Raw genomic sequence first — 26,163 nt, 5'->3', positions numbered from 1 at the left:
GTGACACGTCCACAGTTCAGCTAAAGGACGCAGGATAAATTTTCATCTGCAAGGCGGAGGAGTGAGGTATAGTGGTTCCTACGCCGATTGACGACAACGACGCAGATGGAAATTTAGACAAATAATTCAGCGAAATGTGAATGTGCCACTACACTAGTACATACGAACATCCTGACAAAATAAAAAGAGAAGGTTTTACCCTTCTCTTTTATCAAAGCGACCATCCTTATAAAGTTCCGACCTGAAACAATACAAAATGCTCCTTTACTTACTTACAAACTCGTTACTTTCTTACAACCGAAAACAAACCTATGTGGCATCAGTCTTACATCCGAACACAAACTTACTTACCTGACCCATTCATACTTTCCGGAAACCAAAATCATAAAATAAAAAACACTACCCAATTGACTCGTAACTCCGTACACAAAGCGGAAAACTCATGCTTGCAATACCAGTTTAATCTAAGTCTTTATAAGGATGGTGCTTGTTTATAATATACCATACTCAAAACCAGAAAGCAATAGTAAGAATAACCGTTTTAAAAAAATAATCATTATTCTTCCTCATTGAAATAGACTTTATAAAAGTGCATGCCTCTTGCTTCGTCATAACCCCGTTCGATGTAGTCTCCTGCATCCTGTTCGGCAGCAGCCGGCTTAATCTTGATCTCAATATCGGTATCCAGCTTGATCAGATTCTTGAGCTTTCGTTTGGTGGTCTTAACCGCCTGATCGGATATGGCAAAGGAAGCAACTGTCGCCAACCCCTGATTTAGCTCATACATTACCTTGTGCTCCTTAAACCGTTCGATAAGTTCCGGCTCTTTTACCACCGCCTGAGTAAAGTCGTCCAAGTCAAAGGACTGGTTTTGATCAAAATACGCCACCGCCCCATTGACAAACATTACCTGGTCCTTCTTATCAGCCTGGTACAGAGAACCATAGACCGACTCAGCAAAATCCCGGCATAGATTCAAATGGTTCTGCGTATGGAAATAATCATTTTGCACATCGGTCAAACGCAGAAACTCATCCTTCCAATAGGCAGCCTCACTATTCTCGCGGTTCACCGTATCGACAATGGCCACACGGTAACCGTCAACCGATTCGGTATTAAAAATGAGCGCTCCCTTGTCCAGTTTTTTAACATTAATGCCCCGGTCAGCCAGCAACGACATGCCCTGAGACCGTTGGCTGACTTTGAGATAGTTCTCCTTATTTTCCGTCTTAAACAGGCCCACCGCGTCAACCGTCTTTCCTTCCACCAGACAATCGGAAAAATAAGCCACATAAAATTCGCCGCCCTTGATCTGGGGATGACCTGACTTTTCATACAAATGCTTCAAAATATGAACAGACTGTTCATAAAACACCGCGGGATTTATAAATATCCGGCTTACATACATATACAGCTCATGCAAATGAATGTCGGCCTCGTGGAAAAATTTATATAATACTTTTTCCTTAAAGGAAGAAAAGAAATATTTCAACAGCAGTTGTTCAACCTGACCATCGGTCATATCGTACAGGCCGGGAGCAATGACAATGCCTTCCTCCCGCTGTTTGTTGCCGACCCGGTGTACAGCAAGCTGCGTCATCTGTGCTTTCGACATATCCAACATATTCTATGACTCCTCTTTGTTCAGTTCCAATCACCTGTTCTATTCTACCAAACCTGACGATAAATAACCATCCTTGATTATCTCTTTCCCTGCTTTTTGTGGTATGATGAATAAGTACTCTAGGGAACCGCTGATTAATTCACGCTGCGCGTCCTAACGGATCTTTTTCCGCCTGGCTGCGTCAGCAAAACCTTGAAATAGGGTTCGCTATTCCTGCGGTTTTACTTCCTTGCCAGACGAAAAATCTCTCGCCAGGCCGACAGCTTCATTTAATCAGCGGTTCCCTAGAGCGCGTTGACACATCCTACTATATTCCAAACAGATAGGCGGTATCCACTATGAGTCAGGAAATGAACGCGACCTACGCCAACTGCGTACCGGCCGATCCGTATTGCTTTGCCTTTTGTAAAGATGAGATTCTGATGAAACACACCGGCAGCGGCTTATGCGTCCCGCTCGCTAGCGACCTGGCGGACCTGCCGCTGCAAAAAGCCGCCACTCCCTCCCTGGGTCATCTGGATGGACGGGCCTGTTATGCGGCAACCGTCACGAAAGACCAGGTACCCGACGGCTTTTCGTTCTTTGTCTTGCGCCGCCTGTATGGCCAAATTCACAATGAATGGTTCTGGCAGGCTTTCCGGGCCTATCACATCACCAACTGGCTGAAATCCACCCAGTTTTGCGGCCGCTGCGGCAGCCCGCTGAGTTTGGACAACCATGAACTGGCCATGAAATGCGCCAATTGTGGCAACATGATTTATCCCCGGCTTTCCCCGGCGATTATCGTAGCTGTAACGCGAGACGACAAGCTTTTACTGGCCCGCAACCGTATGCGCCCCGAACTTTACAGCGTTATCGCCGGCTTTGTTGAACCTGGCGAAACACTGGAGGACTGCGTCCAACGGGAACTGATGGAAGAAGTCGGCGTCAAGGTCACCGACATCACCTATTTTGGCAGTCAACCCTGGCCCTTCCCCGATTCACTGATGATCGGCTTTACTGCTAAGGCGGTATCGGATAGCATCCGCATCGACAACAATGAAATCATCGAGGCCGCCTGGTTTTCAGCTGACCAACTGCCGGCCATCCCCCCCAGTGTCAGCATTGGCCGGCGCTTGATCGACTGGTTTGCCAATAATAACCAAAAAGGAAAAATTTAATCAATTGCACGCCGTTTCCCACCCAACAAAAAAACGATTCTGTCTGAAGCTCTTTTATCTTCAGAATACAGGAATCGTTTTTTTATTTTTGCGCATCCTACTATGGTAGGCAATCAGCATTTCGCTACAGATTTATTTTCCTGGCATTAAGAATTTCTTCACCTGAAACACTAAGGAAACACTGATTTATTTGCACTGCTTGTTTTGACAGCTTTTTTCAGTCTGGCGGCTTTCGAAATAACCTTGCCAGACCAAAAAAATGCTAGTCAGATCACAGGCTAATTAAATCAGCGGTTCCCTAATAAAAATTCTGAAAGGGGAGAATTTCATGGAGAAAAAATCCAAGAAACGCGTCCTGGGCCGCAAATACGGGAAGTATGCAGCCGCAGTTGCCGGCGCGGCCGTATTGACAGGTGCCGCTCTGCCGGGATTGCCTGCCGCCCATGCTTTTGCCAGTCCGAAACCAATTCCAGCAGCTTCGGCCAGTTCCAGCAGCACGGATAAAAGCACCTACTCCACCAGAGACCATGATAAGACCTTTTATTCCACAGCGGATCATAACAGCAGAAGTTCTGACAGCACCAAATACCGGGCCAGTGATTATCAATACCGCGGGGATAAAGCCGTCTATCGGGCCAGCGATTATGATTCCAACTCAGCCACCTATTCCACCCGTGACAATGACAGAACCCATTATTCTACACGGGATCACGACAAAAGCGTCTGGAGCGAATACGGCGGCGGCTGGCACCGTCACAGACACAGTTGGCCCGGATCGGATGAAAACCAGGGCCTCTATAAAGACGGGCGCGTTTACTACCGCAGCGACAACTATGGAAGTCATCATTATGCCTATACCCGCATAAATCCTATTGAATTTGTCAAATCCCATGCTTCTGAATATGGTTTTGACAGCAGCCGCGATACTTTCTCTCTTCTTTCCCGTTCTCGCGGCACTGCCGTGGTACAGGTAACCAAACATGACACTGGCGATCGGTATTCCGTATCGCTCGATAGAAGCGGCGACCATAGCTGGATTATCGCCGGTGTACGGGCTCTCGGCTAAGCCTAGCTTCTAAAAAGCTTTAAGGAACCACTGATTTAATAAGCCTGCCGGTCTGACAGAAATTTTCCGCCTGTCAGTAAAATCCCGAAGTATGACTATTTCAAGTTTTGCAGACAGGGGAAAAATCCATCAGAGCGCGCTGTGTGAATAAATCAGTGGTTCCCTCAGGTATTTTATATCCAGGAGGTAATTTAATGAAACGGTATCCAGTTCCTTGCTTCATTTTCCTGCTCATAGCTCTGTTAGTCTTTGCCGGCTGCTCCCAAGCGCCGCAGCAAAAACCGATGGAGCAATCAACTGCACCGCAAACGACCCCGCAAACTCAAACGGTACAACCTCAGGTTGATCAGGGAATGATTTCCATGATGGCCAACAATCCGACTATGATGAGGCAGCTTATGAACTCCACCGATGCCCGGCTCTCGATGACTAAAGTGATGAGTTCCAGTGACATGCAGCCCATGATGGTCGAGATGTTCAAAGATCCTGCCATGCGTCAAAACCTGGTTCAGGTAATGAGCAATCCGGACATGCGGCCGGTTGTTGTGGATATGATGGCTGATCCGGCCATGAAGGATACCCTGAAAGCTGTTGCGCAGGATCCCAAAGTCCGGCCCACCATCCAGGAAGCCATGAATATGAAACCCTAGATACAGGAAGAAAAAGAGATATTCGACTGTTTTACAGCGAATATCTCTTTTTTAGTCATATTTAAAAACTATATCGGGTAGACTGTCAATCTCTGATGTTCAATCTCCTGTAAAACATGGCTTCTTAACTCTTACCATCAAACCGTGCTCTCCTAAAGTTTCCTTGCATTTTATCGGTATTAAATTTAAATACTCCAATCAAAAGTCAATTGAACGCTACAAATTCAATGGTCTTTTGATTTTTTTGTTCTATTAAAACCATAGTTTTTGGAAAATATTACTTTCTATTTCCGTCATATTTCTGTCATAGTTTCGTGCTATGCTCCTTGTAGTACTGTGACAAGCCTAATATTGTAGGATCGTGACAAGTACTCTTACTATCCGGCTGCCGCAAGGAGAGTGATATGTCCATAGCATCCCTTATGTTTCCGGTTTATCTATTACGAGAGGAGCAACAGCATGAAAAAACGTTTTGTCAGCGGCCTATTGCTCATTTGCCTGTTATCGGTAACAGCCGTACCTGTCACACAGGCTTTCAGTCTAGGAGATATTTTGAAGGTCGGCGGCATCTCTGTCCTCATTAGCAAATTTGCCGATCCGTTAAACAATTTCATTAATACATTGACCTTCAAACATGGAGCCGGAAGCGATTTTGCCACGAAAGTCGTTCCCATTCTCTCTTTAGGCAACGGAGGCTACCTTGGCGCCGCACAGGTAATTGGCTCTCAAGAGCTGGTCGATCAGACAGAAGCCGTCATTCAAATGGAAGGCGAATTTAACGGCCGTCAGTTCCGGGTAAAAGCGCTTATACCGGTTAATGCCAAAAGTGTCACCAACTTCTCCCGCGTAAATGGCGTCGGCGTCTCTGCCGTTATCGATGTCAATATCTAATCTCCACGGCAAATTCAGCTAAAAGTTTGGCACCTGCCAGACACGTACATAAGACCGGTGCCGGTTCACCTTATTGGTAAACCGGCACCGGTTTTATCTATCTGCCTATTTTATTCGCAGTAATATAGTTGCCCACAAAAACCTACCGGCTAGCAAGAAGCCTGCTGCAACTTAAACACTTTGTTCAGATGAGTAATCTCAAACAGTTCACGCACTGTTCCCTTCAAACCCTGCAAAGTGACACTCCCGCCTGAACGCTGCGACAGCTTGTTGATGGCCATCAGCACGCCAATGCCTGAACTGTCAATATAATCCAGACTGCTCATATCAATAATATAGGTATTGTAACCGCGGCTGACGTAGTTGGACAGTTCCTGCCCCAACAGGGCAGCATGATCCTCATACATACAACCTTTCAGTTCCACCAGAATCCGCTCTTGCTGTACTTCAATCTGCCTGTCCAACACCAATACCCCGCTTTCACTATTTATCCAGGTTTACACCGGTCAGCTTGCCTGAATTTGGAGAATTTGGAAGACACTTTTACAAATTACTTTCTAAATAAATGCGTCAGATTCCTGCTATATTCCTGAAAATTTTTAAATTTTCCTCTGATGTTAACTATCTGCAGCAGATCAGTTGACAATCATTTGGACATGTCTTACACTTTTTTAGTAGCCAGTACCTCACCCGCATTAAAAACTCTGCCATTTTTGCTATCGTTTTAACGCAGCTGAGACACTAGCCTGCTCAATTGCCCCGAATTTAGGAGGAATACAGCATGAACAAAAACAAACTAACCGATTTTATTTACGCGGCTATGTTCGCCGCCTTGATCAGTGTATTAGGGTTTCTTTCCATTCCCTTGCCCTTTAGCCCGGTTCCTGTTACCGGCCAATCGCTGGGTGTCATGCTGGCCGGCAGCATATTGACTGCACGTCAGGCCAATATGGCCCTGTTTACCTTCCTCCTGCTCGGCATTGCCGGCGTACCCGTTTTTGCCGGCGGCACCGCAGGCGTCGGCATTTTGCTTGGTCCCCGCGGCGGGTATCTGCTGGGTTTTTGGGCCGCAGCCATCCTGATTGCCCTCATGCGACGCCAAAACGGCAAGCTGTGGCATCTGGCGCTTGCCAATATCGCGGGCGGGATCGGTCTTGTTTATATTCTAGGTGTATGCTGGTTAAGTACGATTACCGGCATGCCGTTAGCCAAGGCCATAACCGTAGGTGCCCTGCCATATATCCCAGGTGATTTGTTTAAAGTAGTTATTGCCACCCTGGTAGGTTCCGCCGTTGCCAGGCATTTACCCGGAACTAAGGCAACATCATGAATACCGTTTATCTCATTGGCGGCTGCCGAACTCCTATCGGCAAGACAGGAGGCAGGCTAAAACAGTTTCTGCCGGAGAAACTGGCTGCTGCCGTATTACATAACACACTTGCTGCCTATCATTTATTACCGGCAACCATCAACCAGGTCATTTTAGGAAACGCTGTAGGCCCAGGCGGCAATATCGCCAGGGTTTCCGTGCTGGAAGCCGGTTGGCCCTATGCCATCCCCGCATTAACCGTAGATGCTCAGTGCGGCTCCGGGCTGAGTGCCATTCATTTGGCTTGCAGTCAAATCCGTGCCGGCGAGGCTGACCTGATTCTGGCCGGTGGCCTGGAAAGCACCAGCCTGGCTCCCAAAAGACAATTCCATCCTGCCGATCCGCGCTTTACAGGCCCTGATACTTTTTATGAACAGGCTCCCTTTTCACCGCCGGCGGTCGGTAATCCTTCCGTAGGCGAAGCGGCGGAAAATCTGGCGGAACAACTGAACATTTCCCGGGAAGCTATGGACCGCTGGGCCTGGGAAAGCCACCAAAAGGCCGTCAGCGCCCAAAGCAAAGGACTGCTGACCGACATCATCGTCCCCGTCAGCCAAAATGCCCAGCCCATCCGGGACGATGAATGCATTCGTCCGGCCTTAACCCCGCTCCTGCTGTCCAGAATGCCAGCGGCATTTCGACCGGGCGGCCGTATTACCGCCGGCAACACCTGTCTAAAACACGACGGCGCCGCCGTTATTCTGCTGGCTTCCGATCAGGCAGTACGCAACTACCGGCTAAAACCGCAGGCTATCCTGGCGGCTCATGCCACCTGTGGCTATGACCCCAACCTCTTTCCTTTATCCCCGGTAGCCGCGATAGAGAAGTTGCTGGCTTTCAGCGGCCTGCCGCTAAAAGCCATTGACTCGGTGGAAATCAACGAAGCCTTTGCCGTCAAAATACTGGCCTGCTGCCAGGCACTTGACCTGCCGCCGGAAAAAGTAAACCGCCTGGGCGGCGCCCTGGCCTATGGCCATCCTTACGGAGCCTCAGGAGCCATTATCTTGCTGCATCTGGTAAAAGCGCTGCAGCAAACTCAAGGCCGCTACGGTATTGCCGCTATCGGAGCGGTCGGCGGTCTGGGCACGGCAACCCTGCTGGAAAGGTGCTGATGGTCATGTTGATTCATCGTTTTCTTTGCCCACCGCTTTCATTTCCCGATAAAGCCTGTCTGATCTCGGGCAGCCAGCGCCTGACTTACCGGCAATTGGCGGAACGGACCGATGAAATGGCCCGCTGTCTGGCAACCCAAATTAAACCCAAAGAGGTCGTACTAATCAAGCTGGCCCGTCCCCTGGAACAATTGCTTTATTTTTTTGCCATTATCAAGGCGGGCGGCATTTGTCTGCTGGCCGACACCACTACCAGTGACGAAATATGCACCCGTTTATTCCAGTCTCACAACATTCGTCTCTGCATTGACAGCCGTTATACGCTGCCAGCAATGCAGGCCGGCAGCCTGCCCCGAATCTTGCCACAGGACTGTTTCCTGGGTGCGCTCAGTTCCGGCACCACAGGCACCCCTAAAATCATTTGGCGCAGCCACACAAGCTGGGTTAGCGCTTTCGCCGCCCAGAGCCGGATATTTAATTTAAGCGGTGCTGACACACTCTACCTGGCCGGTTCGCTTGTCTATACGGCCAACCTGAATGCCTGCCTCCACCTGCTGACGGAAGGCGGCACCGTCGTCTTTGCTTCGTCAGCTATGCCGCGCACCTGGGTACAGGAAATTACCAATTGTCAAATCAGCGCTTTGTTTATGGTGCCGGCTAATTACAAACGACTGCTGCACGCGCTAAATGCTCCGCTGACAGCCCTCACATCCTTGGTGACGGCAGGCGCCAAAATGGATTTAGCTACCTTGGAACGCCTGCTGATCTATTTTCCGGCAGCCCAAATCTGCGAATATTACGGTGCCAGCGAGCTTGGCCATGTCAGTTATCTGCTGGCGAAGGATATCCTTGCCCATCCGACAGCAGTGGGGAAAGCTTTTCCCGGTGTAACCATCACCATCAAAACAGATCAGACTATCTGGGTCAAAAGCCCCTATCTTGCTCCTGCTTATCAGCCGGAAGCCTCGGTTGGCGACCTGGGCGAACTGGATGAAAATGGCTTCCTCTATCTGTGGGGAAGAAAAAACGGACTCATTAATACCGGCGGCGTCAAGGTCATCCCGGAACAGGTGGAGCAGGTGCTGCTCAGCTGCCCCGGCGTTATTCAGGCCTGCGTCGCCGGCGTCAACGATGCTTTGCGGGGAGAAAAGATCTACGCCTGGCTGGTGGCCCCCTCATTAACGACGGCTCAGGTACTTGATTTTTGCCGTAGACAACTGCTGCCCCACTGCCACCCGCAACGAATTATCTTTCTCCAGGAAATGCCGCTGACAACAACCGGCAAAATCGACCGCCATCGTTTAAAAAATACACAGGCATGATTACTCTGAAAAATCGTCCGATTGCCGGTACAAAAAGATATAATAAAACATGAGAGCCCCGCCCTGGTCAGCATATGGCCGCCAGGCGGGACTCTCATGTTTTACTCAAACCGCAGCGCGTCAATCGGATCAAGCAGCGCGGCTTTGCGCGCCGGATAGATACCGAAAAACAGACCGATCATCACCGAAACTCCAAAGGCGGCCACAATGGCCAGGACGGAAATAACGGTATTCCAGCCGGCAACCATGGACACAATTTTGGCACTGGCCACTCCAAGTCCGATTCCAATCAAACCACCGGCCACGCTGATCACAATAGCTTCAATCAAAAACTGCATCAAAATACTTCTGTAGGTAGCACCTAACGATTTGCGGATACCAATCTCCCTGGTACGTTCAGTAACCGACACCAGCATGATATTCATAATGCCGATGCCGCCCACCAGCAGCGATATGGAGGCAATAATGCCCAGCAGTAAGGTAATCATCCCCGTTGTTTCCTGGGCAGTAGCCATAATTGCCGCCAAATTGCGCACCGAGAAATCATTGTCTACGCCGGCGGCCAGATGATGCCGGGTCCGCAGCAAAGCAGTAACATCTTCCTGTACCTTATCAATAACCTTCTCATTTTCTACTTGAACACTGATGGAATTTACATAGGTAATCCCCATCATACGCTCCTGAGCGGTGGTCAACGGCACCAGAATCAAATCATCCTGGTCCTGCCCCATAGAAGACTGTCCTTTTGTCGCCAATACTCCGACCACCCGGAACGGGGCACTGCCGATACGGATAGTTTTGCCCACCGGACTGACATTACCGAACAAATTGGTAGCTACCGTGTTACCCAGTACGGCCACCCGGGCCCGGGAATTGTCGTCGCTGGTATTAAAAAAGCTGCCCTCCGCCACCGTATAATTACGTATGTCCAGGAACTCCGGTGTTGTACCCTGCACACTGGTTTTCCAGTTCTGATTACCGTAAACAATTTGATACTGTTGATTTACGGTAGGGGCTACATAACTTACTCCGGAGATTTCCCGGGCAATAGCCTTAGCGTCCTGATTGGTCAGCGTGATATTCGAGCCGGCCGCCAGGCGCACTCCGCCGGACGGCGAGTTGGCTCCCGGTATGACAATGAGCAGATTGCTGCCCAGGCTGGCAATTGAGCTTTGCACCTTCTGCTGGACGCCGAGACCGATAGAAACCATGGCAATCACGGCGCCAACACCGATAATAATGCCCAGCATGGTGAGGATGGAGCGGAGTTTATTGGTCTTTAATCCTTCAAAGGCAATAGAAATGCTTTCCCAGAACATGCTCCCACCCCCTATTTGCATTCATCTCTGGTAATATTTCCATCCCGGACATGGATCACCCGTTTGGCATAGGCGGCAATGTCCGGCTCATGGGTTACCATGATAATCGTACGGCCCTGCTCATGTAGCCGGCAAAAAATATCCATAATCTCCAGGCTGGATTTAGTATCCAAATTACCTGTCGGTTCGTCGGCAATAACAATGGCCGGATCGTTAATCAGTGCCCTGGCAATGGCTACCCTCTGCCGCTGTCCGCCGGACAGTTCGGTCGGCAGATGATGTTTACGTTCTTCCAGCCCCACACGAGCCAGGGCCTGTGCCGCCTTTTCCAGGCGCTGCGTCTTTTCAACACCGGCATATACCAATGGCAATGCCACATTCTGCAAAGCTGACAATTTGGTCAGCAGGTTAAAATTCTGAAATACAAACCCGATTTTCTTATTTCGCGTCCAGGCTAATTGGTCATCACTTAAAGACGCCACTTCCTGTCCATCCAACCGGTAAGAGCCACTTGTCGGGCGGTCAAGGCAGCCAAGAATATTCATCAAAGTCGATTTTCCTGAACCCGAAGGGCCGGTGATGGCGGCAAACTCTCCTTCAGCAATCGATAAGCTAACGCCTGCCAATGCGTACACTGTCGAATCACCCATCACGTAGGTTTTGGTAACATCCGTTAAATCAATCATATTCTCAAACCTCCTTATAGCGGAGGTCCCTGATGCTGATTCTGAGTTTTGGTGATAGCGGCTTTGGCAGCAGGTATAACCACTTGGGCCCCTTCCTGGAGTCCGCTTATAATTTCGCTATGCTGGTCATCGCTTAAACCAACTTGTACCGGCACATCTTCCATTTTCCCATTGACCATGACCTGTACATATTTTTGCCCGCCATTATCCTTCACCGCCGCCAGCGGCACAAGCATGGCATTGGTGCTTTGACCGGTAATAATATTTACTCTGGCAGTCATCGTTGGATACAACAGTCCCTGGGTCTGATCTACATCCACATAGACAGGGTAGTAAACGACATTGGACGAAGTGGTCGCGCTTTTGGAAATACTGGTCACTTTACCGTTAAAGGTTGTATCGGTATAGGCATCAACTGTAAACGTTACATTCTGTCCCACCTTGATCTTGCCAATATCCGTTTCATCGACCAGTACTTTGATTTGCATTTTGGACATGTCCGCTATAGTCATGATGACCTGCGGGCTGGAAATCCCCTGGGCCACCGTTTGGCCGGCCGGTGTCGGTTTACCGACGACTACACCGTCAATGGGAGATTTGATTACATAATAATCAAGTTGAGCCGCGTAATTGTTGTAGGTTGACTGGGCCACTAAGTAATTGGTCCGTTCCGCCTCCAGCTCCTGAGTGGATAAACCACCTACAGAAGCCAGTTTTTTGCCGCGTTCATAAATGGCGGCGTAATTTTGCAGTTGTGCCTGATACTGCGACAATTGCGCCCGCAAGGTCGTATCATCCAGGACAAGCAATACCTGTCCGGCTTTTACCAGATCATTTTCCTGCACCTTCATCTCAGAAATCAATCCTGTTACCCGGGAACTGATCTCTACCGAATTAACCGCCGAAATGGTGCCGGTAGCCGAAACCGTCTCTTGCACGTCGCCACGGCTTACCGCTATCGTGCTTTCTTTAACCACCGGCGTACTGCTCTTTTGATAGTAAACCGCGCCGCCGGCTGCTGCAGCAGCTAGTACGGCCACAACCACAATCCAGGTTTTATGTTTCGTTATGGGCTTCCAATTTATTTGCATAGTATAATCCTCGCTTAAAAATTGTATAAAAAACCGCGATGAACCACATCTGTCCCTGTCGCCTTTTTCTGCTCCTTTCCGTCATTTGGACACGTTACCTTCTATCGACTTTTATTGCCGTTTGTGTTACACTATCTCTGAAATATTCACTATTACGAAATATCCATGATTCTATATCTTAAATAATTGTTTATTATATCTTATCCTCTCCCCTATCTTAGTGTCAATCTTAGCAACAAACGTAAAATATGCTACAGGAGGGAATTTCTTGGATTACCGTCAAACTGCGGAAACCTTATTTCATTTGATCCCCCTGCTTGAAAGAAATTTCGTCCGTCCGGTCATGCAGCAGAGTAGTATCCCGCTCAGTCCGGCACAGATGCGAGTGCTGGTAAGATTAAGTGATAGAAAAGGCATCACCATGACGTCCCTGGCCAAAGAGCTGGTTATGTCTAAACAGCAGATGACTCCGATTGTTGACAAACTGGTAGCGGAAAACCTGGTGAAGCGTGAACCGGACATGGAGGATCGTCGGATCATTCACATTGTACTTACTGTCGCCGGATATGAAATGCGAGAAAAATGCAAAGTGGAGACGCTTGCCATTCTGCAGGAAAAGCTATCCTGCCTGAACGATAAGGATTTGACCGTTTTGTACACCGCCCTTACTGATTTATATGCCGTCATTCATAAAATACCATAACGGGATAACGGTATAAGCATACACGACAATCTTTTATTTTTCTTTAATCATAAAAAGAGATATCCGCGTCCTCATCGACCGAATATCTCCTTTTTATTGCTAAAGCTAGTGCCCATAAGAGTAAGAGGAGGAACTAACACCATGCTGAATATTAAAGTCCTCGGTTCTCAGTGCGCTGTCAGCGACCATTACCGGGAAGTCGTAGAAAAAATAGCGCAGGAGCTTGGTCTAGCCTATACTATTGAAAAAATAGAAGCCGAGGACATCTTACGGCAGGAATATAATCTTTATATCGGCTGTCTAATCGGCTACTGCCCCGGCTGCAACCATGCGCCCCGCGACAGCGCCAGTGACCGGTACACGCCGGCTCTGGTACTCAACGGAAAGCTAGTACTGCACAGCCGGTTTCCCGACGAAAGCGAGTTTCGCAAGCTGCTTGCCGATTTTTCCTAGTGCCCGCCAACTTTGAAACAGGGCCGCTATTCCTGCAAAATTCCGCATGCCCTTTCGGGTATAATTCGTCTGCTGCAGAAAGCACTCGCATGGAGCATTCCGATAGTTTGAAGACGCATCTTAGGATTCCATCGCCTTTTTCAGGCTACCGGCATAAGCCTCCACCTTTTTAAACCAAGCCGTTTTCCCCAGGGAAAGCAGCAGCAGCGCTGACCAAATGAAGGTAAACGTTACCGCATGCACAGCGGTAAACTGTTCATGATATAAAAAGACTCCAATAAGTAAGGCAATGGTCGGCGACAAATACTGGATAAAGCTCAGTACCGTAAGCGACAGGCGATTGGCACCATTGGCAAACAATAGCAGAGGAATAGCAGTAATAACACCGGTACCCGCCAGCAGGAACGCCGTGGTGGAAAAGTTGGTCAGACCGCTTATTGTACCGCTTTGTTGAAAATAAAATAAATAGAAAAGAGCCAACGGCGTCACCAGGCAGGTCTCCAGCGCCAGCCCGGCAACAGCCGTAACCTTGGCCAGTTTTTTGCACAGGCCATACAGCCCGAAGGAAAGCGCCAAGGCCAAGGCTACCCAGGGAACGGTACCGATATGTACAGCCATGAACAGAACCCCGGCTAAAGCCAACAAAGCAGAGATCATCTGCCAGAAGCTCAGTCGCTCCTTCAAAACGACGATGGCCAGAAAAATACTGACCAGCGGATTGATATAATAACCCAGGCTGGTTTCAATAATCCGATCATGATTGACCGCCCAAATATAGGTCAGCCAGTTCAGGCTGATCAAGACAGAACCGGAGGCAAGGGCCAGCCAGCGCTTGGTGTCGCTGAAAATCTCCCTGCACTCCGCTGTAAACTGTCCGCCGCGGTTAACACAAATCACTACAAGCATCATAAAGCCAAAAGACCAGACAATACGGTGAGCCAGTATGGTATAGGCTGGAACGTCCAGCAGCAACCGCCAGTAGATGGGTAAAAATCCCCACAGTATATAGGACCCGACGGCGGACGCCAGGCCGGAAAATGTTTGATTCATAATCAAAGGTTACCTTTCTAAAAGAATTAAGATTTAAAAAAATCTAGTGAACCGCTGATTTAATGAGCCTGTCAGCCTGACGAAAGATTTTTTCGGCTGGCAAGGAAGCAAAAACGCAGGAATAGCGGTTCCTATTTCAACGTTTTGCTGACGCAGCCAGACGGAAAAATCTCCGCCAGGATGCACGGTGTGAATAAATCAGTGGTTCCCTAGGGGTTTATGAGATGAATAGGCGTACCGTTAATGAACGCCTGCAGCGTTTCCAAATGAACGGTCAGCATGCTGGCAATGGCTTCTTCGGTAAACCAGCCGATATGCGGCGTAATTAACACATTTTTATGACGCAGAAGGCGCTGATTCAGCGCATAAGTCTCCAGTTGGGCACCGGTCAGCTCCGGTGTAAGCAGACGGCTGTCCTGGCAGAGCTTTTCTTCCTCCAGAACGTCCAAAGCAACACCCCGCAAGATGCCCTCTTCCAGCCCCCATAACAGCGCCCTGGTATCACAAATTTCGCCGCGCGAGGTATTGATCAGCACGGCTCCCGGTTTACAGCGGCTTATTTTATCCTGATTGAAAAGATGAAGGGTTTCCGGACTGGCTGCCAGGTGCAGCGACAGAATATCACTTTCAGCCAGTACTGTGTCCAAATCGGCGTAGGCAAACCCTAGCCGCGCCGCTTCATCGGTTCTTTGCCGGCGGCTATAGGCAAGCACTCTCATGCCAAAGGCGTTAGCCAGTTCAATTACTTTCAACCCGATTTTCCCGGTGCCGATAATGCCCAGTGTTTTGCCGCGCAGCGTTCTACCGCGCAGACCCTGCCAGGAGAAGTTATTATCCCTGGCCTGTAAAAAGGCCGTGTGAGCGTGCCGCAGCAACATCAGCATGAGCGCAACCGTGTGCTCGGCTACCGCATCATCACTGTAGCCCGGCGTATTGGCGACCAGAATGCCCTGTTTGGCGCAAGCCCTGACATCGACATTAACAAAACCGGTGCAGCCCAGCGCAATCAGCTTGGTGCCGGTCAGTTGCTCTATGATCTTTTCCGTTACCGGTGAGTAATTGATCACCGAGATAATTTCACAGTCCTTTATTGCCGGGATATGCTGCTGTCCCAGCGTTTCCGCATAGAATAGCAATTCAAAGCCCGGCAGATTGCGGCTATAAAATTCTTTGCGTTTTTTATCGCATTCGAAAAAAGCGATCTTCCTAACAGCCAAACCTGCCACCCTCTTTCTTCCAGTCCCAGAGGACTGGAAAATACCTTGCCACTTATATTGCCTATTGTACTACGATCGGTCCATAATGGAAAGAAGGAAAACACCGACCGCCAGGGGCGGTCGGTGTTTTCCTTCTTTTGCTTTTTCTACTATTCGGGCCTTTTATTGCGGGTGACTCATATGTCCGCCCGGCATGTGCATCGCCCCAGGGTTCCAGCCCATGATGGCAGGATCAATCATGCCAAACACCATGGCCACATGCGCCACAACCAAAAAGACGGTCAGCAAAATGAAATGGAGCTTCATTTTTTCCTCATGAGTTTTACCACCGCCAATCACGCCCAGTTCCAGCAGCGCGATGGAAAACAGTGGAATCACACCACTCAAATAGGCTCCTACGGCAATCATATCTGCCGTCCCCCGCCAGGCGAGGCTGGGAACTACCGTAAACGACAGTTGCAGGAAAACACCTAAGAAGTAAATGCCCAGCACGATGCCAATCCACTTGTTCCAGGCCCGCATAGCGCCGGCCTGCAGCCGGTTAAAAACTACGAAAAATTCAGTAGCAACGAGCGCTTCCGCCAACGCTACCGGAATCACCATATATATAATCAGATTCCAGGGCTGGTTCACTGCCAATAATTCCATGTAATGCGTCATGTTCACTCTTCATCTCTCCTTTAACCTGTAGTTACTTACTATAGCAGATCATTGTGAAGATATTGTGAAGAAAAGATGAAAGAATTATGAACGGCACACGGCTTATTGCTTGGACAGCATGGAACCGATTGGGCTTCGGTTGAACTGGTTTTTCGTCTTTCCGCTGCTCTCCTTATCGGTATGGGAATGATCGAAGATATTAAAATTCTCGACAATAAAACAATAGCACAGACAGCCGATAGCTACCAGACCGATGCTGATGATGAATTCCCATATGGAAGGGAAATAGGCACCGTCAGAGTAATGCAGCATGGAAGTAAATACGGTATTCATGCGATTCAAAATAACGCCTCCCGCGGTCAGTACTCCATAAACAGTCAAACCGGCCTTGGTGTTGCCCCATTTGCTGAATACAATACCCAGTGGCACAAGAAGCCCCAGCACCATTTCCAGCAAAAACATATTACCCTCAAAATTGCCGGCAAACATCAGGCCGAACACGCCGCGGGACACCAGGTCATATACTTTGAGCAGCAGGTACAGTGCCATCATGGCGCCGCCAATCCGGGCCAGACCGCTCAGAACCTCGTTTGAAACCTTATGCCCAAAAAAATTGCCTGCCAGCGCCGACTCGATAGTAATCATAGCCGGTCCGACAAAGAAGGACGACATGAGGAAAAATACGGGCAAAAATTCCGTCCACCAAAGCGGATACACTTTAGTCGGCGCGATCAGGAATAACGCACCCAGCGACGACTGGTGCAGCGTCGGAAAAATAACGCCAACAATCATCAGGACAGGCAGTATCTTTTTAAACAGTCCATGAAGACGGACCCCGATCTTTTCAGTAACAATCTCGCCGAACTCCAGGGTCTGGATGGTAGTATAAATGGAAACGCACCAGAACACTTCAAATAATACCGAAGCATGCCCCCAGGAAACAAAGGGCCGCCAGAAATTAAACCACTGACCAATGTCCAGAAACAGTCCCAGCATAACCAGGATATAGCCCAACAGTGACGTCAGCAAGGCGCCTCTGGCGATGGGATGATATTTATCCCGGTGCAGAATATGCACGATCAGCGCTGTGGAATAACCGCCGCCGGCCAGAGCCACGCCGGTCAGTACATCGAATGCAATCCAGAGGCCCCAGGGCCATTCATCGCTCAAATTAGTTACCATACCGAAACCAGTAATAAAGCGGACCAGCATCGTCAAAATGCTCAAGCCGGCAATAGCCGCCAAAACCAGGCGAGTCGGTGTAATGGTAAACTTCCAGCCCAATATCTCAACTTTCATGATGCTCATCCTCCATTTGCCGGTTTTGCTGTTTCTCTTTGGCCAACTCATTGCGTCGTCTGGTGTAAAAAGATAATGCCGCCAGCAAAATGCCCCATCCAACGGCAATAAACGGCGTATGCTTCAGGAAACGTTGCGTATAGGTGGGGAGCGCCGTCATGCCTACGACCTTAAAGCCCAGTTCTTCAAAAGAAATATCTGAGATATACAGCCAGGATGTGCCGCCTACCTCGTCTTTGCCATAGATTTTTTTTACATATTGATCATTATCTTTGATCTGCTGCTCCGCGCGGGCCACCAGCTTATCACGGTCATCCAGCTGCATAACTCCGGTTGGGCACACCGATACACAGGCAGGGGCTTCCCCGTTTTCCAGCCGTGAAGAGCACATCTGACATTTTGTAATTTCCGGCGCCGCCTTCTGCCACTCATATTTCGGCACATCAAAAGGACAGGCGAGCATACAGTAACGACAGCCCACACATAAATCGGGATAATAAACGATGGAGCCGTCGGGATTTTTTTGCAATGCCCGGGAAAAACAAGCCGAAACACAGGCCGGCTCCAGGCAGTGCATACACTGACGCTTGACAAACCGCCAGACAGGTTCTCCTTTACTGTTTTGCGTCTCACAGGTGCTGACAATTGTCCAGTTCTTATCGTTTAATTTCGCTGCAGACCCTACGGCCGGCTGCTTTGTATCATATTCCAGTTTATTCCACATCTTACAAGCCACCACACAGCTGCCACAGCCGATGCACTTGGTAAGATCGGTTAACACGCCTTTCGACATAGCAGGTACCTCCTGTTTTTAAACCGGCTTATAGAAAATCACCAATCAGCGCTTCCCTATCGTTTTGCCGTCAATTGATTGCTGCGGTCAACAAACCGGGTATGCAGCAATGCTTCCGCCTCTTCACTCAACGGCTCTTTCAGCCACTCCTGATATACCTGACGGATTTCCTGGTTCTGATAACTACTGCGTTTGGCCGGCAAAGCCGTATCCAATTTGTACAAGTTGGCAATCCTGGCTTTGCGCACTTCATCGGTCGGCGGCAATGATGTCCTGGGTTGACCACCACCGCCAATACAGCCGCCGGGACAGGCCATAAACTCAATAAACTGCCAGGGAGCCTTCTTCTCCCGTACTGCTGCCAGCAATTCCCTGGCATTTTTCAGGCCATGGCAGACAGCTACCCGAACAGTACCAAGACCGGGAATATCGGCAGTCGCCTCTTTCACGCCTTGAAGGCCGCGCACAGGATTCCAGGTCAACAGACTGTCAGGCGGATCCTGAGCAGTGCTCAAATGATACGCAGTCCGCACCGCCGCCTCCATCACCCCACCGGTAACGCCAAAGATAATACCGGCGCCGCTGGTTTCCCCTAAAATAGAGTCATACTCGGCACTGGCCAGTCCGTTCATGTCAATGCCCCGTTTTTTCAACAATTGGGCTAGCTCCCGTGTAGTGATAACAATGTCCACATCACGCACCGCTGGCAGTTTAGCCTCGACGCCGGCCGCATTCATTTCCGGCCGCTGGCACTCAAACTTTTTTGCCGTACAGGGCATGACCGCCACCGATACAATGTTCTCCGGACTGATTTGCTTCTTGGCCGCGTAATACGTTTTAGCCACCGCCCCAAACATCTGCTGCGGTGATTTACAGCTTGATAAATGAGGCATAAGATCAGGATAGTAATATTCAACAAACTTCACCCAGCCGGGGCAGCAGGAGGTAAATTGCGGCAGACTGTGTTCCGGTTGCTTCACCCGCTCTAATAGTTCCGAGGCCTCTTCCATAATGGTTAGATCGGCACCGAAACAGGTGTCCAGCACAGCATCAAAACCAAGCGCTTTAAGCGCCGCCACCTGCTTGCCCTGGACAATGCTGCCCGGCGGCAAGCCGAATTCTTCCCCCAAAGATACACGGGTAGCCGGCGCTGTTTGCACAAGCACATGAACTGCTGGATTATCAAGCGCCGCTAACACTTTCGCCGTATCCTGCCGCTCGGTAATGGCACCGGTGGGACACCACAACGTACATTGACCGCAATTTATACACACAACTTCTTTTTTCACCGGCAGCTCATAATAGCCATATACACTCATCACATTGCGGCATACTTCCAGACACTGTCCGCACAGAATACATTTCGCATCATCCCGCTCAATGGATACATTATTGCTATCTATCGGAATCCGTCCTTTAACCTGAACGGGCCAGTTGGCAGGAACATTATACTGACTTGGCATCCAGCCTTTGCCTCCGGCCGATTCATTGCTGCAGCCGCTAACCGTTGCACCAACCCCCACGACCCCTGCGGTACCAAGAAGTTTAAAAAATCCTCTTCGTGATACTTTTTTCTGTTTCATGTAAACCTCCACATTGTACTCGACCTTATTTATATTTAAATAAAAAGAACCCCCTAAAATAGCTGCTGATTTCTTTAAAAATCAACGCCTACTTTAGGGGGTTCACCGTAACTCTACCCCACTATTCGTATTCTGTTTATAGCATAATGCATAATCGTTTTTTTGTCTAGTGAATTTATTCACGATATAGACAATTCAGACATTGTATTATGTATTCTTTTGCAATCATCAGACAATTTCGCAAAAAACTTAATAAATACTACTATCTTTACAATCTGCAGTTTCGCTAAACTAACGGCCTGTATTTCTTTTTTACTCGTTCCCTTCAAACATTTATCCTCATAGGATACTACGGCATAAATTCTGTACTGGACACGTAGAGGTGATGTCTTATGAAATATAATTTTCCTTATGTTTTTTATAGAACTAAAAGAATCCCCGGTTTAAAGAAAACAAATCGTTCCTGGCACTACATATGCTCTAAAGGACACACCCATCCGCTTCCACCCTTCTTCATAGGAGCAACTGGACCAACTGGTCCAACCGGGGCAACAGGTATAAACGGCATAACCGGCACTACTGGTTGCACTGGATCAACCGGTAGCATAGGTTCTACTGGCACCACTGGCCCTACCGGTGAAATAGGCGCTACTGGAATGACTGGGATGACCGGTAGCACCGGTGAAACTGGGGCGACCGGAACGACAGGTTCTACTGGGGACCCAGGTACTACCGGAACGACCGGTAGCACCGGAGAAACCGGGGTCACGGGGGTAACAGGCACTACTGGTCCTACCGGCGAAACTGGCGCTACCGGGATGACTGGAGCCATTGGAGAAACAGGTGTAACCGGAGCGACCGGTACAACCGGTCCTGCTGGCGAAACCGGCACCACTGGGATAACTGGCAATACCGGAGAAACCGGGGTTACTGGAGCAACAGGCATTACAGGCGCTACTGGTGAAACAGGCCCTACTGGACTGACCGGCAGTTCCGGAGAAACCGGAGTCACCGGTGCGACCGGTACGACAGGTTCTACTGGTGACCCAGGTGCTACTGGAGTGACCGGTACCACTGGCGCTACCGGTGAAACCGGTACTACTGGAATGACCGGCAGCACCGGTGAAACTGGGGGCACCGGCGCAACAGGTATTACTGGCCCTACTGGCGAAACGGGCACTACCGGGATGACTGGTATCACTGGAGAAACGGGGATTGCGGGAGCAACAGGCACCACAGGCCCTGCTGGTGAAACAGGTGCTACTGGGATAACTGGCAACACCGGTGAGACGGGTGTTACCGGGGCCACCGGTATCACTGGCCCTGTTGGCGAAACAGGCGCTACTGGAATGACCGGCAGTACTGGAGAAACTGGTAGCGCGGGGGCAACAGGCATTACAGGCGCTACTGGCGAAACGGGCTCTACTGGAATGATCGGTAGCACAGGAGAAACCGGAATCACTGGGGCTACCGGTATCACAGGCCCTGCTGGTGAAACAGGTGTGACCGGAGCGACCGGTACCACTGGAACTACTGGTGACCCAGGTGCTACTGGAATGACCGGCGACACCGGTGAAACTGGGGTAACTGGAACGACAGGTATTACTGGCCCTACCGGTGAAACAGGTGCTACCGGGATAACCGGAGCCACTGGAGCAACGGGTGTGCCCGGAGCGACCGGCAGTACTGGAGAAACTGGGGTTACTGGACCAACCGGTACGACTGGTCCTACCGGTGAAACAGGTGCTACCGGAATGACCGGCATCACCGGTGAAACTGGGGTCACGGGGGCAATTGGCATTACTGGCGAAACGGGGTTGACTGGCCCAACCGGTACGACTGGCCCTGCTGGCGAAACAGGCACTACTGGAATGACTGGCAGCACTGGTGAAACTGGGGTCACTGGGGTTACAGGTACGACAGGTTCTACTGGAGTGACCGGTATCACTGGCCCTGTTGGTGAAACGGGCGCTACTGGAATGACCGGCAACACCGGTGAAACTGGTGCCACTGGGACGACAGGTGTCGCTGGCCCTGCTGGTGAAACGGGTGCTACTGGGATAACCGGAGCCACTGGAGAAATTGGGGTTGCTGGGACAACTGGTACGACTGGCCCTACCGGTGAAACAGGTGCTACTGGAGTGACCGGTACTACTGGAATGACTGGTAACACTGGAGAAACTGGGGTAACTGGGGTTACAGGTTCAACAGGTTCCACGGGCGAAACAGGTGCTACCGGACTGACCGGCAACACCGGTGAAACCGGGGCAACCGGTACAACAGGTCCTACCGGTGAAACAGGTGTGACCGGAGCGACCGGTACCACTGGCCCTACCGGTGAAACAGGTGTTACTGGGATGACTGGCAATACTGGAGAAACTGGGCTCACGGGGGCAACAGGCATTACTGGCCCTATTGGCGAAACGGGCGCTACCGGTGCTACTGGTGTTACCGGTGCTACTGGTATTACTGGTCCTACCGGTGAAACAGGTGCTACTGGATTGACCGGCAGCACCGGAGAAACTGGTGCCACAGGGACGACAGGTGTCGCTGGCCCTACTGGCGAAACGGGCGCTACTGGATTGACCGGCAACACCGGTGAAACTGGGGGCACTGGACCAACTGGTCCTACTGGCGAAACCGGTGCTACCGGAATAACTGGCAGCACCGGTGAAACTGGAGTCACTGGAGCAACAGGTATTACGGGCACTACTGGACTGACCGGCAGCACTGGAGAAACCGGGATTACCGGTACCACTGGCCCTACCGGTGAAACGGGCGCTACTGGGATGACTGGCGAAACTGGGGTTGCTGGAGCAACAGGTATTACAGGCCCTACTGGCGAAACAGGTGCTACCGGACTGACCGGCAGCACCGGAGAAACCGGGGGCACGGGGGCAACCGGTACGACTGGTCCTGCCGGTGTGACGGGCGCTACCGGGATGACCGGCAGCACTGGAGAAACCGGGATTACCGGACCAACTGGTCCTACCGGTGAAACGGGTGCTACTGGGATGACCGGCGACACCGGTGAAACTGGGGTCACTGGGCCAACTGGTACCACCGGTCCTGCTGGTGAAACCGGTGCTACTGGAATGGCCGGCAGTACTGGAGAAACTGGGGTCATTGGAGCAACCGGTATTACTGGCCCTACTGGTGAAGCGGGTGCTACTGGGATAACTGGCAACACCGGTGAAACTGGGGTGACCGGACCAACCGGCACGACAGGTCCTACTGGCGAAGCGGGCGCTACCGGAATCACTGGGGCCACTGGAGAAACGGGTGTGACCGGAGCGACCGGCACTACTGGTCCTACTGGTGAAACAGGAACTACTGGGATGACTGGTAGCACTGGAGAAACTGGGGTCACCGGGGAAACAGGCACCACTGGTTCTACCGGTGAAACCGGTGCTACCGGAATGACCGGCATCACCGGTGAAACTGGGGTCACGGGGGCAATTGGCATCACTGGCCTTACTGGTGAAACAGGTGCTACCGGGATGACCGGGGCCACAGGAGAAACGGGTGTGACCGGAGCGACCGGCACTACTGGTCCCACTGGCGAAACAGGCGCTACTGGGCTGACCGGCAGTACTGGTGAAACCGGGATCACTGGACCAACTGGCATTACAGGCGGTACTGGTGAAACAGGCACTACCGGGATGACCGGTAGCACCGGTGAAACTGGTGTGACCGGACCAACCGGTACGACAGGCGCCACTGGTGAAACGGGCACTACCGGTGAAACAGGTGCTACTGGGATAACTGGCAGCACCGGTGAGACGGGTGTTACCGGGGCGACCGGTATCACTGGCCCTGTTGGCGAAACGGGCACTACCGGAATAACTGGCAGCACCGGTGAAACTGGAGTCACTGGAGCAACCGGTATTACTGGCCCTACTGGCGAAACAGGTGCTGCCGGGATAACCGGAACCACTGGAGAAACGGGTGTGCCCGGAGCGACCGGCACTACTGGCACTACTGGCGAAACAGGTGCTACCGGTGAAACAGGTGTTACTGGGACGACTGGTAGCACAGGAGAAACTGGTATCACGGGGGCAACAGGCATTACTGGCCCTACTGGCGAAACGGGCGCTACTGGATTGACCGGCAACACCGGTGAAACTGGGGGCACCGGACCAACTGGTCCTACCGGTGAAACGGGTGCTACTGGGATGACCGGCGACACCGGTGAAACTGGGGTCACTGGGCCAACTGGTACCGCCGGTCCTGCTGGTGAAACAGGTGCTACTGGAATGACCGGTAGCACAGGAGAAACTGGAGTCACTGGAGCAATTGGCACTACTGGTGCTACCGGATTGACTGGTGACACCGGAGAAACTGGGATCACTGGACCAACTGGCATTACAGGCGCTTCTGGCGAAACAGGTGTGACCGGAGCGACCGGTACCACTGGCCCTACCGGTGAAACAGGTGCTACTGGGATAACTGGCAATACCGGTGAGACGGGTGTTACCGGGGCGTCCGGTATCACTGGCCCTGTTGGCGAAACAGGTGCTACCGGACTGACCGGCAGCACCGGAGAAACTGGTGCCACAGGGATGACAGGTGTCGCTGGCCCTGCTGGTGAAACAGGTGTGACCGGATTGACTGGTGACACCGGAGAAACCGGTATCACTGGTCCTACTGGCGAAACCGGTGCTACCGGAATAACTGGCAGCACCGGTGAAACTGGAGTCACTGGAGCAACAGGTATTACGGGCACTACTGGACTGACCGGCAGCACTGGAGAAACCGGGATTACTGGAGCGACCGGTACCACCGGTCCTGCTGGTGCAACAGGTACTACTGGGATAACCGGAACCACTGGAGAAACGGGTGTGACCGGAGCGACCGGCACTACCGGTCCTACTGGCGAAACAGGCGCTACTGGAATGACCGGCAGCACTGGTGAAACCGGGGTCACAGGGGTTACAGGTACGACAGGTATTACTGGCCCTACCGGTGAAACGGGTGCTACTGGGATAACCGGAGCCACTGGAGAAATTGGGGTTGCTGGGACAACTGGTACGACTGGCCCTGCCGGTGAAACAGGTGCTACTGGGATAACTGGCAGCACCGGTGAAACTGGGGCAATCGGTACAACAGGTCCTACCGGTGAAACAGGTGTGACCGGAACGACCGGCATCACTGGCCCTGTTGGCGAAACAGGTGCTACTGGCGAAATCGGTGCTACTGGCCCTGCTGGGGAAACTGGGATTACTGGAGCGACCGGTACCACCGGTCCTACTGGTGAAATAGGCACTACCGGGATGACTGGCAGCACCGGTGAAACTGGAGTTACTGGATCAACTGGCATTACAGGCGCTACTGGTGAAACAGGCCCTACTGGACTGACCGGCAGTTCTGGAGAAACCGGAGCCACCGGGGCGACCGGTACGACTGGTTCTACCGGTGCAACAGGTGCTACTGGGATGACTGGAGCGACCGGTATCACTGGTGAAATAGGTTCTACCGGTGAAACTGGGGTCACTGGGCCAACTGGTACCACTGGTCCTGCTGGTGAAACAGGGGCTACCGGTGAAACGGGCGCTGCTGGAATCACCGGGGCCACCGGAGAAACGGGGTTGACTGGTCCAACCGGTACGCCAGGTCCTACCGGCGAAACAGGTGTTACTGGAATGACCGGCAGCACCGGAGAAACCGGAATCACTGGGGCTACCGGTATCACAGGCCCTGCTGGTGAAACGGGCGCTACCGGAATCACCGGGGCCACCGGAGAAACTGGGGTTACGGGGGCAACAGGCACTACCGGTCCTGCTGGTGAAACCGGTGCTACTGGAATGGCCGGCAGTACTGGAGGAACTGGTACGACAGGTTCTACCGGAATGACCGGCAGCACCGGTGAAACAGGCGCTACTGGGCTAACCGGCAGCATTGGAGAAACTGGTGCCACTGGGATGGCAGGTACGACCGGCCCTGCCGGTGAAACAGGTGTTACTGGGACGACTGGCAGCACTGGTGAAACTGGTATCACGGGGGCAACAGGCACTACTGGTCCTGCTGGTGAAACGGGTGCTACCGGGATAACCGGCGAAACTGGAGAAGCTGGGGTTGCTGGAGCAACAGGTATTACAGGCCCTACTGGCGAAAC

21 protein-coding genes are annotated in these 26,163 nt (G+C 51.2%); 10 read left to right on the top strand and 11 right to left on the bottom strand.

Annotation, left to right across the window (positions count from 1 at the left end):
- Nucleotides 1-556 precede the first annotated feature (556 nt).
- Entirely contained in the window at nucleotides 557-1,624 is a 1,068-nt protein-coding gene (locus tag F3H20_RS11495) for a nucleoid-associated protein (protein WP_149735067.1), read from the bottom strand.
- A gap of 338 nt (nucleotides 1,625-1,962) precedes the next feature.
- Between F3H20_RS11495 and nudC the strand changes: the two genes are divergently transcribed.
- The 4 genes from nudC (at nucleotide 1,963) to F3H20_RS11475 (ending at nucleotide 5,391) form a co-directional block, all read left to right on the top strand.
- Entirely contained in the window at nucleotides 1,963-2,784 is an 822-nt protein-coding gene (gene nudC, locus F3H20_RS11490; protein WP_223191736.1) for an NAD(+) diphosphatase, read from the top strand.
- A 328-nt stretch (nucleotides 2,785-3,112) separates the two neighbouring features.
- Nucleotides 3,113-3,850 carry a hypothetical protein gene (locus tag F3H20_RS11485; protein WP_149735066.1) on the top strand — a complete coding sequence of 246 codons (738 nt, stop codon included), beginning with the start codon at nucleotides 3,113-3,115 and terminating at the stop codon, nucleotides 3,848-3,850.
- Nucleotides 3,851-4,044: 194 nt separating this feature from the next.
- Entirely contained in the window at nucleotides 4,045-4,500 is a 456-nt protein-coding gene (locus F3H20_RS11480) for a hypothetical protein (RefSeq protein ID WP_149735065.1), read from the top strand.
- Between the two features lie 459 nt (nucleotides 4,501-4,959).
- The gene (locus F3H20_RS11475; RefSeq protein ID WP_149735064.1) at nucleotides 4,960-5,391 is read left to right on the top strand and encodes a hypothetical protein; all 432 of its coding nucleotides are present in this window, start codon (nucleotides 4,960-4,962) and stop codon (nucleotides 5,389-5,391) included.
- A 149-nt stretch (nucleotides 5,392-5,540) separates the two neighbouring features.
- On the opposite strand, the gene F3H20_RS11470 is transcribed toward F3H20_RS11475, so the two are convergent.
- Entirely contained in the window at nucleotides 5,541-5,858 is a 318-nt protein-coding gene (locus tag F3H20_RS11470) for an STAS domain-containing protein (protein ID WP_188128301.1), read from the bottom strand.
- A 314-nt stretch (nucleotides 5,859-6,172) separates the two neighbouring features.
- Between F3H20_RS11470 and F3H20_RS11465 the strand changes: the two genes are divergently transcribed.
- From F3H20_RS11465 to F3H20_RS11455, 3 genes are read left to right on the top strand one after another with little or no spacing between them, the layout of a single operon-like run.
- Nucleotides 6,173-6,721 (top strand): biotin transporter BioY, encoded by a 549-nt coding sequence (locus tag F3H20_RS11465; protein WP_149735062.1) that lies wholly within the window; start codon nucleotides 6,173-6,175, stop codon nucleotides 6,719-6,721.
- On the top strand, nucleotides 6,718-7,872 hold the full coding sequence (locus F3H20_RS11460; protein WP_149735061.1) for a thiolase family protein: 1,155 nt from the start codon (nucleotides 6,718-6,720) through the stop codon (nucleotides 7,870-7,872). The genes F3H20_RS11465 and F3H20_RS11460 overlap by 4 nt, the downstream gene beginning before the upstream one ends.
- 5 nt (nucleotides 7,873-7,877) lie before the next feature.
- A complete protein-coding gene (locus F3H20_RS11455) occupies nucleotides 7,878-9,194 on the top strand; it encodes a class I adenylate-forming enzyme family protein (RefSeq protein WP_149735060.1) in 1,317 nt (438 codons plus the stop codon).
- 101 nt (nucleotides 9,195-9,295) lie between these two features.
- Here F3H20_RS11455 and F3H20_RS11450 read toward each other — a convergent pair whose 3' ends face one another.
- From F3H20_RS11450 to F3H20_RS11440, 3 genes are read right to left on the bottom strand one after another with little or no spacing between them, the layout of a single operon-like run.
- Nucleotides 9,296-10,513: an ABC transporter permease gene (locus F3H20_RS11450; protein WP_149735059.1), complete on the bottom strand. Its 1,218-nt coding sequence runs from the start codon at nucleotides 10,511-10,513 to the stop codon at nucleotides 9,296-9,298.
- An 11-nt stretch (nucleotides 10,514-10,524) separates the two neighbouring features.
- Nucleotides 10,525-11,199: an ABC transporter ATP-binding protein gene (locus F3H20_RS11445; protein ID WP_149735058.1), complete on the bottom strand. Its 675-nt coding sequence runs from the start codon at nucleotides 11,197-11,199 to the stop codon at nucleotides 10,525-10,527.
- Nucleotides 11,200-11,213: 14 nt separating this feature from the next.
- On the bottom strand, nucleotides 11,214-12,290 hold the full coding sequence (locus tag F3H20_RS11440; RefSeq protein ID WP_149735057.1) for an efflux RND transporter periplasmic adaptor subunit: 1,077 nt from the start codon (nucleotides 12,288-12,290) through the stop codon (nucleotides 11,214-11,216).
- A 268-nt stretch (nucleotides 12,291-12,558) separates the two neighbouring features.
- Here F3H20_RS11440 and F3H20_RS11435 point away from each other — a divergent pair, with 268 nt between their 5' ends.
- Nucleotides 12,559-12,993 (top strand): MarR family winged helix-turn-helix transcriptional regulator, encoded by a 435-nt coding sequence (locus F3H20_RS11435; RefSeq protein ID WP_149735056.1) that lies wholly within the window; start codon nucleotides 12,559-12,561, stop codon nucleotides 12,991-12,993.
- A 141-nt stretch (nucleotides 12,994-13,134) separates the two neighbouring features.
- Entirely contained in the window at nucleotides 13,135-13,446 is a 312-nt protein-coding gene (locus tag F3H20_RS11430) for a thioredoxin family protein (RefSeq protein WP_149735055.1), read from the top strand.
- Between the two features lie 120 nt (nucleotides 13,447-13,566).
- Here the strand turns inward: F3H20_RS11430 and rarD are convergent, their stop codons facing one another.
- From rarD to F3H20_RS11400, 6 genes are all read right to left on the bottom strand, one after another.
- The gene (rarD, locus tag F3H20_RS11425; protein WP_149735054.1) at nucleotides 13,567-14,496 is read right to left on the bottom strand and encodes an EamA family transporter RarD; all 930 of its coding nucleotides are present in this window, start codon (nucleotides 14,494-14,496) and stop codon (nucleotides 13,567-13,569) included.
- 209 nt (nucleotides 14,497-14,705) lie between these two features.
- Nucleotides 14,706-15,713, bottom strand: coding sequence for a 2-hydroxyacid dehydrogenase (locus F3H20_RS11420; RefSeq protein WP_188128300.1), 1,008 nt, complete (start codon nucleotides 15,711-15,713; stop codon nucleotides 14,706-14,708).
- Between the two features lie 162 nt (nucleotides 15,714-15,875).
- On the bottom strand, nucleotides 15,876-16,373 hold the full coding sequence (locus F3H20_RS11415) for a DUF6803 family protein (protein ID WP_223191740.1): 498 nt from the start codon (nucleotides 16,371-16,373) through the stop codon (nucleotides 15,876-15,878).
- 102 nt (nucleotides 16,374-16,475) lie between these two features.
- Nucleotides 16,476-17,672, bottom strand: coding sequence for an NrfD/PsrC family molybdoenzyme membrane anchor subunit (nrfD, locus tag F3H20_RS11410; RefSeq protein ID WP_149735051.1), 1,197 nt, complete (start codon nucleotides 17,670-17,672; stop codon nucleotides 16,476-16,478).
- Entirely contained in the window at nucleotides 17,662-18,465 is an 804-nt protein-coding gene (locus F3H20_RS11405; protein WP_149735050.1) for a 4Fe-4S dicluster domain-containing protein, read from the bottom strand. The genes nrfD and F3H20_RS11405 overlap by 11 nt, the downstream gene beginning before the upstream one ends.
- A 56-nt stretch (nucleotides 18,466-18,521) precedes the next feature.
- Nucleotides 18,522-20,048: a [FeFe] hydrogenase, group A gene (locus F3H20_RS11400; RefSeq protein ID WP_149735049.1), complete on the bottom strand. Its 1,527-nt coding sequence runs from the start codon at nucleotides 20,046-20,048 to the stop codon at nucleotides 18,522-18,524.
- A gap of 656 nt (nucleotides 20,049-20,704) precedes the next feature.
- Here F3H20_RS11400 and F3H20_RS11395 point away from each other — a divergent pair.
- Nucleotides 20,705-26,163, top strand: a 5,459-nt coding sequence (locus F3H20_RS11395; RefSeq protein ID WP_316843070.1) for a beta strand repeat-containing protein, incomplete at its 3' end; no start/stop codon positions are given.

The sequence above is a fragment of the Propionispora hippei DSM 15287 genome, assembly GCF_900141835.1.
GTDB classification, from domain to species: Bacteria; Bacillota; Negativicutes; order Propionisporales; family Propionisporaceae; genus Propionispora; species Propionispora hippei.
The sequence above is the reverse complement of the archived record's forward strand: the minus strand, read 5'-3'. Positions and strand labels throughout refer to the sequence as shown.